The following is a 13,601-nucleotide window of genomic DNA, read 5'->3' as shown; positions in this document are numbered from 1 at the left end:
GTCTGGCCGTCTCGAGGCGCGGGCGGTGGCGCCCCGCTCCGTCGGTGCCCAGGCGACTCGCCGGCAGCGGATAGCATCGTGACAGCAGCGTTCGAGGCGGGCGCAGAAGCACCGAGGAGACGCGATGACGCAGATCGGCCGCAGCCGTGCCTCCGTCACCGTTCCGGTCTCGGCCTGGACCTCGGACACCCCTTCGGCGGAGGTGACCATCGGGTGGGCCGCTCGCACCGAGACCGGGCTCGTCCGTAGCACGAACGAGGACAGCTACCTCGCGAAGAGCCCTCTCTTCGCTGTCGCGGACGGGATGGGCGGTCATGCCGCCGGCGAGGTCGCGAGCGACGCGGTCGTCGCGCGTCTGTCGACGGCGGCCCTGGGGGCGACGGTCGGCGCGGAGGAGATCGACCGGGCTCTGCGGGAGGCGGTCGAGGACATCGCTCGCCAGCCGCACACGGCCGACGGTGGCACGGGCACTACGGTCACGGGAGTGGCGTTGACCGCGGTCGGCGGCGAGCCCTACTGGTCCGTCTTCAACATCGGCGACTCCCGCGTCTACCTCAGCTTCTCGGGAACTCTCGTGCAGCTCACGATCGACCACTCCATCGTCCAGGAGCTTGTCGACGCCGGAATGATCACGCGCGATGAGGCGGACGTGCACCCGCACAGCAACGTGATCACCCGCGCAGTCGGGTTCCACGAGGCGCCCATCCCCGACTACCGCCTCGTCCCCGTCCTCGCGGGGACGAGGCTCCTCGTCTGCTCCGACGGACTCACGAGGGAGCTCACCGACACGGGGCTCGGTCACCTCCTCGCTGAGAGCCGGTCGGCTCAGGAGACCGTGGACGCGCTCGTGGAGGCAGCCCTGGACAACGGCGCGCACGACAACGTGACCGTGATCGTGGTCGATGTGCTCGCCGTCACCGGTGACGACGGTCGCGGGTTCCCCGTCTGACCTGCTGCACCACTCGCGCCCGCCCCGCCTGGCCGCAGCGACGCGAGAGCAGCAGCCGCCTGCCTCCGACTGCCGGTTCGCGTCGGGATCCGCTCGCTAGAGGACCGAGCACCCGGCGCTGGGTACGATGGAGAGAGAAAGGGCGTTCTCGGTGATCTGCAGCACGTGTGGCTCCACGCTCGCTCCCGGGGCGATCCTGTGCGGCGAGTGTGGTTCATCGGTGACTGCGCACGCTGCATCGGGTGCGAGCCGTCCCGCCTCGTCCGGTGACACCACCGTGCTCGACCCCTCGCGTCGCGCCTGGCTGCCGGGTCTCGCTCCCGGCAGACACCGGCGCCCGGCGGCCGGAGCTCCGATGGCGCCGCCCGCGCAGGGCCTCGTGCGTCTCACCTTCGCAACCGGCCAGCACGCCGTGGTCACGGGCAACGGCCTGATCGGCCGCCAGCCGCTGCCCGACCCCAACGAGACCTTCCGCCACATCCTGGCGATCCCCGATCCGTCGCGCTCGCTCTCGAAGACGCACCTCGAGTTCGGCTTCGACGACGGTGGTCTCTGGGTGCGCGACCGCTGGTCGGCGAACGGCTCCGTCCTGGTCGCTCCGACGCAGGCTCCACTTCCGCTGGAAGCCGGGCGGCGGTACCGGGCGAAGCTCGGCAGCCGTCTGCTGCTCTCCTCCGTCGAGATGGCGGTCGAGCGAGTAGAGGGTTCGGCAGGGGCGACGGCGCGCCCGCCCGCCGGCCGCTGACGACCGAGCCTGCCAGGCGACTCCGACGAACCGAATCGGCGGTCGGATCGGATTCTCGACACTGATTTCGTGACGATCATGTTTCCAGATCGCCGTTCTCCTCCGTCTGCCGTGACAGGCGCACGAGCGCTGTGCCAGTATTTCCCCACGTTCACCCCGGTGGGCTCGAGCATCGACGCAGTCAGGAGTCTCCGCCATGACCCGTCCCCTCCCGAGGGATCCCGTCCTCCGCGACGCCATCGCCGTCGCCCGCTCGCACGAGCGCGAGCGTCGGGCGGTCCTCTCGCGCCGGGCGGTCCTCAGCGGCCTCGGACTGGGGGCAGGCGCCCTCGCTCTGGCGGCCTGCGCACCGCAGACACGCGCGGCTCCGACCGCCGCAGCCGACCGCTCGGCGAGCGACCCCCGGCTGGTCTGGGACAACTGGCCCGCCTACATGGACGAGGACGACGACGGGAACTACCCCTCACTGACCGGCTTCGAGGACAGCACCGGGATCGCCGTCACCTACAACGTCGCGGTCGACGACAACAACTCGTACTACGGCAAGGTCAAGGACCAGCTCGCCCTCGGCCAGTACATCGGAGCCGATACGGTCTGCCTCACGGAGTGGATGGTGTCGCGGCTGGTCCGCCGCGGCTACGTGCAGGAGCTCGACCACGCCAACATCCCCAACATCGTGAATCTCACGCCCTCGCTCGCGAACCCCGACTTCGATCCGGGCCGCAAGCACTCCCTCCCGTACCAGGCCGGGTTCTCGGGCATCTGCTGGAACAGGGAGAAGCTCCCCAACGGTCTCTCCAGCATCGAGGAGCTCTGGGACCCGTCGCTGCGCGGCCGGGTGGGCGTGCTGAGCGAGATGCGCGACACGATCGGTCTGATCATGCTGGCCCAGGGGACGGACATCGCCGGGCCGTGGGGCGATGACGAGTACATGAACGCGATCGACGTCTTCCGGAAGCAGGTCGACGTCGGCCAGATCCGGAACATCAAGGGGAACGCCTACCTCAACGACTTGCAGAACGAGGACACCCTCGCTGCCATCTGCTGGTCGGGCGACATCACCCTGATCAACACCGAAGCGGGCGACAAGTGGGAGTTCGCCTTCCCCGACTCCGGTGGTGCGCTCTGGAACGACACCTTCGTCGTACCGATGGGCTCGCAGCGGAAGGCCAACGCCGAGACCCTGATGAACTACTACTACGAACCCGAGGTCGCCGCTGAAGTGGCCGCCTGGGTGAACTACATCACCCCCGTCGACGGAGCGAAGGACGTCATGGAGAGCATCGACCCGGAGCTGGCCGAGAACCAGTTGATCTTCCCCGACGAGGACACGCTCGCGCAGGCGCATGTGTTCCGCACCTTGACGGCCTCGGAGGAGAAGGAGTACCAGGCCGAGTTCCAGAAGGTGCTCTTGGGCATCTGATGGCGACCGGGACCTTCGCCGAGAGCGGCGCCGACCTCCAGCTGGTCGGGATCAGCAAGCAGTACCCCGGCTTCACCGCCATCGACTCGCTCGACCTCACCATCCCCGCCGGGTCGTTCTTCGCCCTGCTGGGCCCGTCCGGCTGCGGAAAGACGACCACGCTCCGCCTCGTCGCGGGTCTGGAGGATCCCTCGGCCGGGCGGATCCTGATCGGCGGGAGGGACGTCACGGCGACCAAGACCTATCAGCGTCCTGTCAACACGGTGTTCCAGTCGTACGCGCTGTTCCCGCACATGTCGATCCTCGAGAACGTCGCCTTCGGGCTCAAACGCCGCAGGATCGCCGATCCGGTGGGCAAGGCGCACGAGGCGCTGCGGCTGGTCGAGCTCGACCACCTCGCCCAGCGCCGCCCGGCGCAGCTCTCGGGCGGGCAGCAGCAGCGCGTGGCCCTCGCCCGCGCGCTGGTCAACCGACCGGCTCTGCTCCTGCTCGATGAGCCGCTCGGTGCGCTCGACCTCAAGCTGCGCCGTCAGATGCAGCTCGAGCTCACGTCGATCCAGAGGGAGGTGGGGCTCACCTTCCTCCACGTCACTCACGATCAGGAGGAAGCCATGACGATGGCCGACACGGTCGCCGTGATGAACAGAGGCCGGATCGAGCAGATGGGCGCCCCGGAGGAGCTCTACGAGCTGCCACGCACCGCCTTCGTCGCGAACTTCCTCGGCCAGTCGAACCTGTTCACGGGAGAGGTGGTCGGCTCGACCGACCGCGCTCTGACCGTCGACGCGGGCGGGCACCGCATCGTGGTGCCCACCGCGCGCTGCGCTCGGACGAGCGGCGAGATCACCATCGGGGTCCGCCCCGAGAAGCTGCTGCTGCTGACCGAGGAGCCGCCGCAGGCTCCGGGCCGCAACATCCTCGGCCCCGGCAGGGTGAGCGACGTCTCGTTCAGCGGGGTCAGCACGCAGTACACGATCCAGATGCCGGGAGTCGGGCCGGTCATCGTCTTCGCGCAGAACATGGTCTTCGGCCCGGTGGTCGGCGAGGGTGCGGAGGTGTGGGTGGGCTTCAGCGCAGAGCACGGCTTCGGTCTCGCCGACGAGCCCGGCTCCGTCCCGCGCTTCGACGCAGACGACTCCACCCACGCGATCGCCGTCCAGCGTCGGGGTCTGCTCTCCGGCCGAGCGGGAGGCGCGTAGGCATGGCCTTCGCCGCTTTCGCCTCGGGTCCGGCCACCTCGGCGCCGCCGCCGGTCCGCGCGCGCTCGACCGTCGCGCTGGTCCTGATGCTTCCGGGCATCGCCTACATGCTGCTGTTCTTCCTCGCGCCGCTGATCTCCCTCGTGCTCACGTCCTTCCAGGCTGAGGTGCCGGATGGCGACATCGGCGAGTACGCGCCGGGCTTCGCCTGGCAGAACTACCTGGTCGTGATGAGCGACTACTGGCCGCATGCCGTACGCTCCTTCGGCTACGCGCTGATCGCGACGGTGCTCGCGCTCGTGATCAGCTACCCGCTCGCGTACGTCATCGGCGTGAAGGCGCGCTCGTGGCCGCTCCTCCAGAACCTGCTGCTCACGCTGGTCATCGCCCCGTTCTTCATCAGCTTCCTGCTGCGGACGCTCGCGTGGAAGCAGATCCTCGCAGACGAGAGCCCGCTCGTGCAGGCGCTGAAGGCGATGGCCGTCCTCCCCGGGGACGGCCATCTGACCGGTACGCCGTTCGCCGTGATCTTCGGCATCACCTACAACTTCATCCCGTTCATGACCCTCCCGCTCTACACGACGCTCGAGCGGCTCGACGTGCGCTTCCTCGAGGCGGGATCGGACCTCTACGCGCATCCAGCCTCGGTGTTCTGGCGGGTGACTGTCCCGCTGTCGATGCCGGGCATCGTCTCGGGCACGCTGCTCACCTTCATCCCGGCAGCAGGCGACTACATCAACGCCAGCCGCGACTTCCTCGGTTCGTCGCAGACATCGATGGTCGGCAACGCGATCGAGGCCAACTTCCTCACGCTCGAGAACTACCCGGCTGCCGCCGCGCTCTCGATCGTGCTGATGGCCGTGATCCTGTTCATCGTCGGCTTCTATGTGAAGCGCAGTGGAACGGAGGAGCTCCTGTGACCGCCACCGCCGACCGTCCGATCGCCAGCGGCCAGGAGGCTCTCGGCGCGCCCGCTCCGGCTCCGGCGGCGCGCCCGCGGCGCTTCCGGGGCCTCGGCCTCGGTGTCTACACGGCGCTTGCGCTGATCTTCTTGCTGATCCCCATCGGCTACACCTTCGTTTTCTCGTTCAACGACTCCGGCAAGAGCAACCTCGCCTGGCGCGGCTTCACCCTCGACAAGTGGGTATCGGCGTGGAGCAGCGACGAGGTGATGACGGCCTTCGGCAACAGTCTGCTCGTCGGAGTCGTCGCGACAGCGCTGGCGACGGCGCTGGGCACCATGATCGCAATCGCGCTGGTGCGTTTCCGGTTTCGGTTCCGCTCGGCGATCAGCCTCCTGCTGTTCCTCCCTATGGCGACCCCGGAGGTCGTGCTCGGAGCGGGACTGGCGGCGCAGTTCCTCAGCGTCGGTGCCGAGAAGGGGCTGGTGACGATCGTCCTCGCGCACACGATGTTCTGCATCAGCTTCGTCGTGGTGACGGTGAAGGCGCGGGTCGCGAGTCTGGATCCGGCGTTGGAGGAGGCGGGCCGCGACCTCTACGCCTCACCGAACCAGGTGTTCTGGAGGATCACCTTCCCGCTGCTGCTCCCGGGGATCCTCGCGGCGGCCCTGCTGTCGTTCGCGCTGAGCTTCGACGACTTCATCATCACGAACTTCACGTCGGGATCCGTGACCACGTTCCCGAAGTACATCTACATCGCGGCGGCGCGGGGAATCCCTGCCGAGGCGAACGTGATCGCCTCGGCGGTGTTCGTGCTGGCGATCGTGGTGGTCGTGATCACGCAGGTGTCGTCGGCGGCGCGGGCGAAGCGCCTCGCCCGCACGCCGTAGCGCGGAGTCGGACGGAGGGGGCGGAGCGACGGGGTCAGACGTAGGAGGCTCGGATCGCGCCGACCGTGCGCCCGCCGCCCGAGACGACCGGGTTCAGCCGCACGAGCACCTCGTTCGCCGCTCCCCGGTCGACGACGCCGGCCTCGACCAGGAGCTTCAGCGCGACGACCGTGGCCGCCCGCAGGCTGCCGTCGAGCATCTTCAGCGCGACCGTCGTGCCGTCCGGCGACGCCATCACGAGCACCCCCTCGGCGCCGAGCTTCGCGACGAGCCCGAGGCGTTCGATCACGACGGTGTTGTCTCGGCCGGGGCCGTCGATGGCCCATGCGTTCTCGAGGATCGCGGCGGTCAGCACGCCCGCCTGGCGGTAGAGACCGAAGGGGGAGGCGGGGGAGGAGGAGACGATCCGCGAGATCCCCTTGGCGAGGGCCGTTAAAGCAAGAGCGTGCACCGGGGTGCCGCAGCCGTCGATGCCGGAGGCGACGACGCGCTCGCCGGTCAGCCGCTCGATGGTGTCGACGATGTGCTGCTGGAGCGGGTGCGAGCGCTCGAGGTAGTCCTCGGTGCTCCAGCCGTTCTGCACGCAGGCCAGGAGCATCGCCGCGTGCTTGCCCGAGCAGTTCATGAAGAGGGAATCCGCGACGCCGCCGGCCCGCAGCAGCTGAGCGCGGGCTGCGGAGTCGCCGGGCCAGTCGGCGGGGCACTGCAGAGCGTTGTGATCGAGGCCGGCTCGGAAGAGCAGGTTCTGCACCAGGGCGACGTGCTGCGGGATGCCGGCGTGGCTCGCGGTGGCGATCACCGCCTCCGGCCCGCTCAGCTCGACTCCCGCGGTCATCACCGCGAGGGCCTGGAAGGGCTTGAGGCACGATCGAGGGAAGACGGGTGCTGTCGGCGCGCCGAGGCTGCGCACGACGCGGCCGTCGGGGTCGAGCAGCACGGCCGAGCCGGCGTGACGGGACTCGATGAATCCCGAGCGCTCGACGACCGCCAGCTCGACGGACTCGGCGACGGTGAAGGTTCCTGCTGGCATCCCCCCATCTTGCCCGACCGCACCGCGCCCCCGAGCGTTCCGCCTTCCTCCCCGCGGGAGGACGCCGATGACGCGGCGCGACGGTGTGGCGCCGGGGTCGGTGGCAGCCCGCAGGCGTCTGCGACTAGAGGGAGGCGAGGGCGTCGGCGATCACCGAGACGGCGTCGTCGAGCAGCTCGTCGGTCAGGGCGAGGCTCGGCAGGAAGCGGACCACGTTCCCGTAGGTACCGGCGCTCAGCACGAGTACGCCGTGCTGAGCGGCGTAGTCGATGACCGATTGGACAGCGGCGGGGTTCGGCTCCTTCGTTGTTCCTGCGGTGCCGGGCATCACGAGCTCGATCGCCATCATCGCGCCGATACCGCGGACGTCGCCGATGATCTCGTGCTGCTCCTGCAGCACGCGGAGCGCAGCGCCGAGGCGGGTGCCGATCCGGTCCGCCTCGGCCAGGAGGCCCTCACGCTCGATGCGCTCGAAGACGGCGACTGCTGCGGCGGCGGCAACCGGGTTGCCGCCGAAGGTGCCACCGAGCCCGCCGGCTTGAGCGGAGTCCATGATCTCGGCGCGACCGGTGACGCCTGCGAGCGGCAGCCCGCCCGCGATCCCCTTGGCGGAGAGGACCAGGTCCGGCACCAGGCCGAGATGCTCGCTGGCGAACCAGGCGCCGGTGCGGGCCATGCCCGACTGGATCTCGTCGGCGACGAAGACGATGCCGTTGGTGGTGCACCACTCCTGCAACGCCGGGAGGAAGCCCTGCGCGGGGACCATGAAGCCGCCCTCGCCCTGGATGGGCTCGACCACCAGGCAGGCCAGAGCGGAGGCGCCGACCGTCTTCTCGAGGTACGAGATGGTCCGCTCGGCGGCCTCGGCCCCCGAGAGTCCGTCGTGGTACGGGTAGGAGCTCGGCGCGCGGTGCACGTCGCTCGCGAACGGCCCGAAGCCCAGACCGTACGGAAGCGCCTTGAAGTTCATCGCCATCGTGAGGTTGGTGCGGCCGTGGTAGGCGTGGTCGAGCACCGCCACACCTGCCCGACCGGTGTGCTTGCGGGCGATCTTGACGGCGTTCTCGACCGCCTCGGCGCCGGAGTTGACCAGCACGGTCTTCTTGGCGAAGTCCCCGGGGGTGTGCTCGGCGAGCAGCTCCGCGACCCGGATGTAGGGCTCGTAGGGCGTGACCGTGAAGAGCGTGTGCGTGAGACGGCCGAGCTGAGCAGTGGCCGCCGCGACGACGGAGTCGTCGGTGTGACCGATGGTCGTCACGCCGATGCCGGCGCCGAGATCGATGAAGGCGTTGCCGTCGACGTCGACCAGGATCGCTCCGTGCGCGCGGTCGATGTAGACGGGGAGCGCGGTGCCGACTCCGGTGGGGACGACGGCGAGACGACGCTCGTGCAGGGCCCGGGATCGGGGGCCGGGGATCTCGGTCTCGACGCGCCGCTGCTGAGGGATCGCGGACGTGGGAAGCTGGGGCGCGAGCGTGTCTGTCATGGTCCTGCGAGTCTAGCCGCGGGGGTTCCGCCTCCAGAGGTCCAGACCAGCGGGACCGGCCTGATCCACCACGCGGAGGAGGAGAACCGATGACGTCGGAGCACGAGTACGCACTGTCCGTCGTCTGGGAGGGGAACCGGGGCACCGGCACGAGCGGCTACCGCGAGTACGGGCGCCAGCTGGTCGTCTCGGCCCAGGGACCGGAGCCGATCCTCGGTTCCGCCGACACGCCCTTCCGCGGGGACGCCGACCGCTGGAACCCCGAGCAGCTGCTTCTCGCCGCGCTCGCGCAGTGCCACCTGCTCTCGTACCTGCACGTGGCCGTCAAGAACGGAGTCGTCGTGACCGAGTACACCGACGACGCGATCGGCCGGATGCAGCAGGAGGGAGAGGGCGGCCAGTTCACCTCGGTCACCCTGCGGCCGCGCGTGACAGTGGCCGAGGCCTCCACGGTCGACCTCGCGCAGTCGCTGCACGCCGAGGCGTCGCGGCTCTGCTTCATCGCCCGCTCGGTCAACTTCCCTGTGGCGCACGAGCCGGTGACGCTGGCGCGTTGAGTCAGCGGCGCTCGTGCGGCAGCGCCCTGCGGATCCGTTCCACCGCCGTGGTCGGCGGCGACTCGTTGTACACGCCCGCCGATTCCTGCCCGGACAGAGCGTGGATCGCGGCCATCACCTCGTCGGTGGCGTGCCGCCTCGCTCGTCCGGAGTCTGCCGAGCCGTGTCGGGAGAGATCGAGCGGCGCTCCGAAGCGGACGGTGATCCGGTGCAGATGGGGGACGCTCGTGCCGACCGGCTGCAGCTCCTGCGTCCCGATCAGCCCGACCGGCACGACGGGAGCGCTCGTCGTCAGCGCGAGCCAGGCGACTCCGGTGCGCCCGCGGTAGAGGCGCCCGTCGCGCGAGCGCGTGCCCTCGGGATACACGGCGAAGGCCTCGTCCCGTTCGAGGATCGCCCGGCCGAGATCGAGCGCCTCCTGCGCCGCCTGCCCCGCTCCGCGCTCGACCGGCACCGCACCGACGGAGGTGAAGAAGGAGCGTGAGACTGCACCGCGTACCCCGGTGCCGGTGAAGTAGTCGGACTTCGCCAGGAACTGCACGGGCCGGGGAGCGAGCAGAGTCAGCACGGGGGAGTCGATGAACGACAGATGATTGCTGGCGAGGATCACCCGCCCGGTGGTCGGGACGTTCTCGCGCCCCTCGACGATCGGCCGGTAGACGAGGCGGCCGACGCCGCTCATGGTCAGTCGCGCCAGACGCGCGGAGAGGCCGATCCCCGGTGGGGTCGGCCTCTCGAGATCGCCATCGGTCCGCATCCGGTCGAAGATACCGGCGTGTCCATGCCGCTCCGATCATGCGCTTCCCGGATCAGCCCAGCTGCGCGAGCGCCTCCTCGATCACCGTCGCGGCGTCGTCGATCAGCTCCTCGCTGATGACCACGCTCGGCATGATGCGCAGGACACTGTCCCAGCTGCCGGCATCGAGGACGATGACGCCGTTCGTGGTGGCGTGCTTCAGGATTGCGGTGAGCGCCTCCGGGTTCTGCCGCTTCGTGCCGGGGTGCACGAGCTCGACGCCCCACATCGCACCCTTTCCGCGCACCTCGCCGACCACCGCGAAGCGCTCGGCCCAGTCGCCGATGCGCGCCTGGAGCGCGCGCTCGACGCGCTGCGCCTCCTCGAGCAGCCCCTCCGACTCGATTGCCTCGAAGGTGGCCAGGGCCGCGGCGGTCGAGACGGGGTTGCCGCCGAACGTGCCCCCGATGCCCCCGGGCTGCACGGCGTCCATGATCTCGGCGCGACCGGTGACAGCGGCCAGCGGGAAGCCGCCGGCGATGCCCTTGGCGGTGGTGATCAGGTCGGGGACGACCCCGTGGTGCTCGATCGAGTACCACCTGCCGGTGCGGGCGATGCCGGCCTGGATCTCGTCGGCGACGAAGACGATGCCGTTCTCGGTGCAGAACTCGGAGAGTCGGCGGAAGTAGCCCGGTGCAGGGATGATGATGCCGCCATCGCCCTGGATCGGCTCGACGAAGAGGGCGGCCAGCTCCTGGGCGCCGATGTGGGTCGTGATGTAGTCGATCGTGCGCTCCGCCGCCGCCTCGCCCGTCATGCCCTCGGGATCGCGGAAGGGGTAGCTGATCGGGAGGCTGTAGATCTCCCCGGGGAAGGGGCCCATGCCGGCGCGCTCCGGCCAGGGGCGGTACGTCATCGCCATAGTCAGGTTCGTGCGGCCGTGGAAGGCGTGGTCGAGCGTCGCGATCGCGCGCCGGCCGGTGAATTTCCGGGCGATCTTGACCGCGTTCTCGACGGCCTCGGCGCCGGAGTTGACCAGGATCGAGTGCTTCTCGAAGTCCCCGGGGGTGATCTCGGCGAGCTTCTCGGCGACCTTCACGTAGTTCTCGTAGGGAGTGACGGTGAAGAGGGTGTGCGTCAGCTTCTCGGCCTGCGCGGCTGCCGCGGCGGCGACCGCCGGGTGGGCGTGGCCGATGGTGGTCACGCCGATGCCGCAGCCCAGGTCGATCAGGCGGTTGCCGTCGACGTCGACCAGGACCGCGCCCGAGGCATGGTCCATGTAGATGTTGGCGAGCGTCCCGGCGCCGCGGGAGACGCTGGCGACGCGGCGCTCCTGCAGGGCGACGGAGCGCGGGCCGGGGAGCTCGGTGACGAGCTCTCGGGACTGGGGGACCGAGAATTCACGCATATCCCCGATGCTAGGCGAGCCTTCACCGTACTGACTGGAGCCGACGCGCCCGGCTCGGCGTCCAGGACCTCCCGAGGCGTGTCCCCCAGGATGGACGGCGACCCCCGAACGTCCCCGGTAGCAGCCGGTCAGGAAAGGTGCCTCCGTGCGCAGAACCCTCGCGATCCTCGCCGTCCTCGGCGCCTCCCTGAGCCTGGCGGCGTGCACTCCGGGAGCGCCCGACGCGGCGCCGTCCGCCTCCGCGACTCCGCTGGGCTGCGCGAGCGAGGGGGAGGCGACCGCCGCGGTGCAGACGAGCGGCGATTTCGCGACCAAGCCCGTCACCGTCTTTCCGAGCCCGATGACCGTCGACACCACCGAGCGCTCGGTCGCCGTCGAGGGCACCGGCGCCGAGGTCGCCGAGGGCGACATCGTGCTTGTGGACTACACCCTCTACAACGGCACGAGCGGCGCGGAGTTCTCGGCCAGCAGCTACGCTCCTGGCGGTCGCGCCGCGTTCACGGTCGACGCCGACCAGTACCTCGCCGGACTGGTGAAGGCGGTGAACTGCGCGACCGTCGGCTCGCGCGTGGTCGCGGTCGTGCCCCCGGCCGATGCATTCGGCGATGCCGGGCAGAGTGATTTCGGCATCACCGCAGCCGATTCGATCGTGATGGTCATCGACGTCGAGCAGATCGTGCCGACCGCGGCCGACGGCGAGCCGCAGGCCCCAGTGGACGGGTTGCCGACCGTGGCGCTCGCCGACGACGGCGCGCCGACGGTCTCCATCCCCTCGACCGACCCGCCCGCCGACCTCCAGCTCGCTGTGCTGAAGAAGGGCTCCGGAGCGACCGTCGCCGACGGCGACCAGCTGATCGTGCAGTACCAGGGCGTCATCTGGGGCAGCGGAGAGGTCTTCGACCAGAGCTGGGGGAAGCCCGCCCCGGCGTCCCTCGGCACCGGCGCGGTGATCGAGGGCTTCAAGGAGGCGCTGGTCGGCCAGACCGTCGGCTCGCAGGTGATCGTGACCATCCCGCCCGCCAAGGGCTACGGCGACGCCGGCAACCAGCAGGCCGGGATCAGTGGGACAGACACCCTCGTGTTCGTGATCGACATCCTCGCCATCACCTGACCGGATCCCGCTCACCCGGTTCCGCTCCGCCCGTCGTGCCAGGATGGGCGGATGCGCAGGGTCATCATCCTCGGCTCCACCGGCTCCATCGGCACGCAGGCCCTCGACGTGATCGGTGCGAACCTCGACCGGTTCGAGGTCGTGGGGCTCGCGGCCGGGTCGAACCGGCCGGTCGTCGCCGAGCAAGCCGCTGCGTTCGGCGTCGAGCACACGGCTTTCGGGGCCGACGAGGCGGAGCAGCTGATCCGCTCGGTCGAGGCGGACGTGGTGCTCAACGGCATCACGGGCTCGGTCGGCCTCGGCCCGACGCTCGCGGCGCTCGAGGAGGGGCGCACGCTCGCCCTGGCCAACAAGGAGTCGCTGATCGTCGGCGGCGAGCTGGTCACCTCGCTGGCGGCGCCGGGACAGATCGTGCCCGTCGACTCCGAGCACTCGGCGATCGCGCAGGCCCTGCTCGCCGGAGCCCACCGCGAGGTGCGGCGCCTGGTGCTGACAGCCTCGGGGGGACCGTTCCGCGGACGCGACCGCGGGTCCCTCCGCGACGTCACTCCGGCCGAGGCTCTCGCGCACCCCACCTGGGACATGGGCCTGGTCGTCACCACCAACTCCTCGACCCTGGTCAACAAGGGCCTCGAAGTGATCGAGGCGCACCTGCTCTTCGACGTGCCCTATCACCGGATCGACGTCACCGTGCATCCGCAGTCGGTGATCCACTCGATGGTCGAGTACGTGGACGGCTCGACGATCGCGCAGGCGTCGCCGCCGGACATGCGCCTCCCGATCTCGCTCGGCCTCGACTGGCCGCACCGCGTGGCCGGTGTCGGTGCACCACTCGACTGGACCCGCTCGCACAGCTGGACGTTCGAGCCACTCGACGAGGAGGCGTTCCCCGCGGTCCGCCTCGCCAAGCGCGTCGGCGAGGCCGGCGCCTCCTACCCGGCCGTCTTCAATGCGGCGAACGAGCAGGCCGTGCAGGCCTTCCACGCCGGCCGGATCGGCTACCTCGACATCCTCGCGACGGTGGAGGCCGTGGTCGACGCGCACGCCGTCGACGGCGCGCTGACCCGCCAGTCGTTGGCCGCTGCCGAAGAATGGGCACGGCGCGCGGCGGACGCGCGGATCGCTGGAACCTGACCGGCGGGCTCATCGGGTTCGTGCAGGCGCG

13 protein-coding genes are annotated in these 13,601 nt (G+C 70.1%); 9 read left to right on the top strand and 4 right to left on the bottom strand.

Annotated features, from left to right (window positions below; genetic code table 11):
• Positions 1-124: 124 nt before the first annotated feature.
• From GSU10_RS09445 to GSU10_RS09420, 6 genes are all read left to right on the top strand, one after another.
• The gene (locus GSU10_RS09445) at positions 125-949 is read left to right on the top strand and encodes a PP2C family protein-serine/threonine phosphatase (protein ID WP_068208391.1); all 825 of its coding nucleotides are present in this window, start codon (positions 125-127) and stop codon (positions 947-949) included.
• A 355-nt stretch (positions 950-1,304) separates the two neighbouring features.
• Positions 1,305-1,694: an FHA domain-containing protein gene (locus GSU10_RS09440; RefSeq protein ID WP_068208388.1), complete on the top strand. Its 390-nt coding sequence runs from the start codon at positions 1,305-1,307 to the stop codon at positions 1,692-1,694.
• Between the two features lie 196 nt (positions 1,695-1,890).
• Positions 1,891-3,117, top strand: a complete 1,227-nt coding sequence (locus GSU10_RS09435) for an ABC transporter substrate-binding protein (protein ID WP_082844962.1) — start codon at positions 1,891-1,893, stop codon at positions 3,115-3,117.
• On the top strand, positions 3,117-4,316 hold the full coding sequence (locus GSU10_RS09430) for an ABC transporter ATP-binding protein (RefSeq protein WP_068208386.1): 1,200 nt from the start codon (positions 3,117-3,119) through the stop codon (positions 4,314-4,316). The genes GSU10_RS09435 and GSU10_RS09430 overlap by 1 nt, the downstream gene beginning before the upstream one ends.
• Positions 4,317-4,318: 2 nt before the next feature.
• Positions 4,319-5,236 carry an ABC transporter permease gene (locus GSU10_RS09425; RefSeq protein WP_068208384.1) on the top strand — a complete coding sequence of 306 codons (918 nt, stop codon included), beginning with the start codon at positions 4,319-4,321 and terminating at the stop codon, positions 5,234-5,236.
• 134 nt (positions 5,237-5,370) lie between these two features.
• Entirely contained in the window at positions 5,371-6,108 is a 738-nt protein-coding gene (locus tag GSU10_RS09420) for an ABC transporter permease (protein WP_132504403.1), read from the top strand.
• Positions 6,109-6,142: 34 nt separating this feature from the next.
• On the opposite strand, the gene GSU10_RS09415 is transcribed toward GSU10_RS09420, so the two are convergent.
• Together GSU10_RS09415 and gabT are read right to left on the bottom strand one after the other, a co-directional pair.
• Entirely contained in the window at positions 6,143-7,138 is a 996-nt protein-coding gene (locus tag GSU10_RS09415) for an asparaginase (RefSeq protein ID WP_068208381.1), read from the bottom strand.
• A 124-nt stretch (positions 7,139-7,262) separates the two neighbouring features.
• Complete coding sequence (gabT, locus tag GSU10_RS09410; RefSeq protein ID WP_068208378.1) at positions 7,263-8,624, bottom strand: 4-aminobutyrate--2-oxoglutarate transaminase; 1,362 nt, start codon at positions 8,622-8,624, stop codon at positions 7,263-7,265.
• 89 nt (positions 8,625-8,713) lie between these two features.
• Here gabT and GSU10_RS09405 point away from each other — a divergent pair, with 89 nt between their 5' ends.
• Positions 8,714-9,181, top strand: coding sequence for an OsmC family protein (locus tag GSU10_RS09405; RefSeq protein ID WP_068208376.1), 468 nt, complete (start codon positions 8,714-8,716; stop codon positions 9,179-9,181).
• A 1-nt stretch (position 9,182) separates the two neighbouring features.
• Here GSU10_RS09405 and GSU10_RS09400 read toward each other — a convergent pair whose 3' ends face one another.
• Complete coding sequence (locus GSU10_RS09400) at positions 9,183-9,938, bottom strand: lysophospholipid acyltransferase family protein (RefSeq protein WP_068208374.1); 756 nt, start codon at positions 9,936-9,938, stop codon at positions 9,183-9,185.
• Positions 9,939-9,990: 52 nt separating this feature from the next.
• Positions 9,991-11,334 (bottom strand): aminotransferase class III-fold pyridoxal phosphate-dependent enzyme, encoded by a 1,344-nt coding sequence (locus GSU10_RS09395; protein WP_132504405.1) that lies wholly within the window; start codon positions 11,332-11,334, stop codon positions 9,991-9,993.
• Positions 11,335-11,470: 136 nt separating this feature from the next.
• On the opposite strand from GSU10_RS09395, the gene GSU10_RS09390 reads away from it, so the two are divergent.
• Both GSU10_RS09390 and GSU10_RS09385 read left to right on the top strand, forming a co-directional pair.
• Positions 11,471-12,436, top strand: coding sequence for an FKBP-type peptidyl-prolyl cis-trans isomerase (locus GSU10_RS09390; protein ID WP_068208371.1), 966 nt, complete (start codon positions 11,471-11,473; stop codon positions 12,434-12,436).
• A 51-nt stretch (positions 12,437-12,487) separates the two neighbouring features.
• A complete protein-coding gene (locus GSU10_RS09385) occupies positions 12,488-13,570 on the top strand; it encodes a 1-deoxy-D-xylulose-5-phosphate reductoisomerase (protein ID WP_068208368.1) in 1,083 nt (360 codons plus the stop codon).
• The last annotated feature ends 31 nt before the right edge of the window (positions 13,571-13,601 follow it).

The sequence above is a fragment of the Rathayibacter tanaceti genome, from assembly GCF_009834165.1.
In the GTDB taxonomy this organism is placed as follows: Bacteria; Actinomycetota; Actinomycetes; order Actinomycetales; family Microbacteriaceae; genus Rathayibacter; species Rathayibacter tanaceti.
Note: the sequence above shows the minus strand (reverse complement) of the source record. Positions and strands in the feature narration are given on the sequence as shown.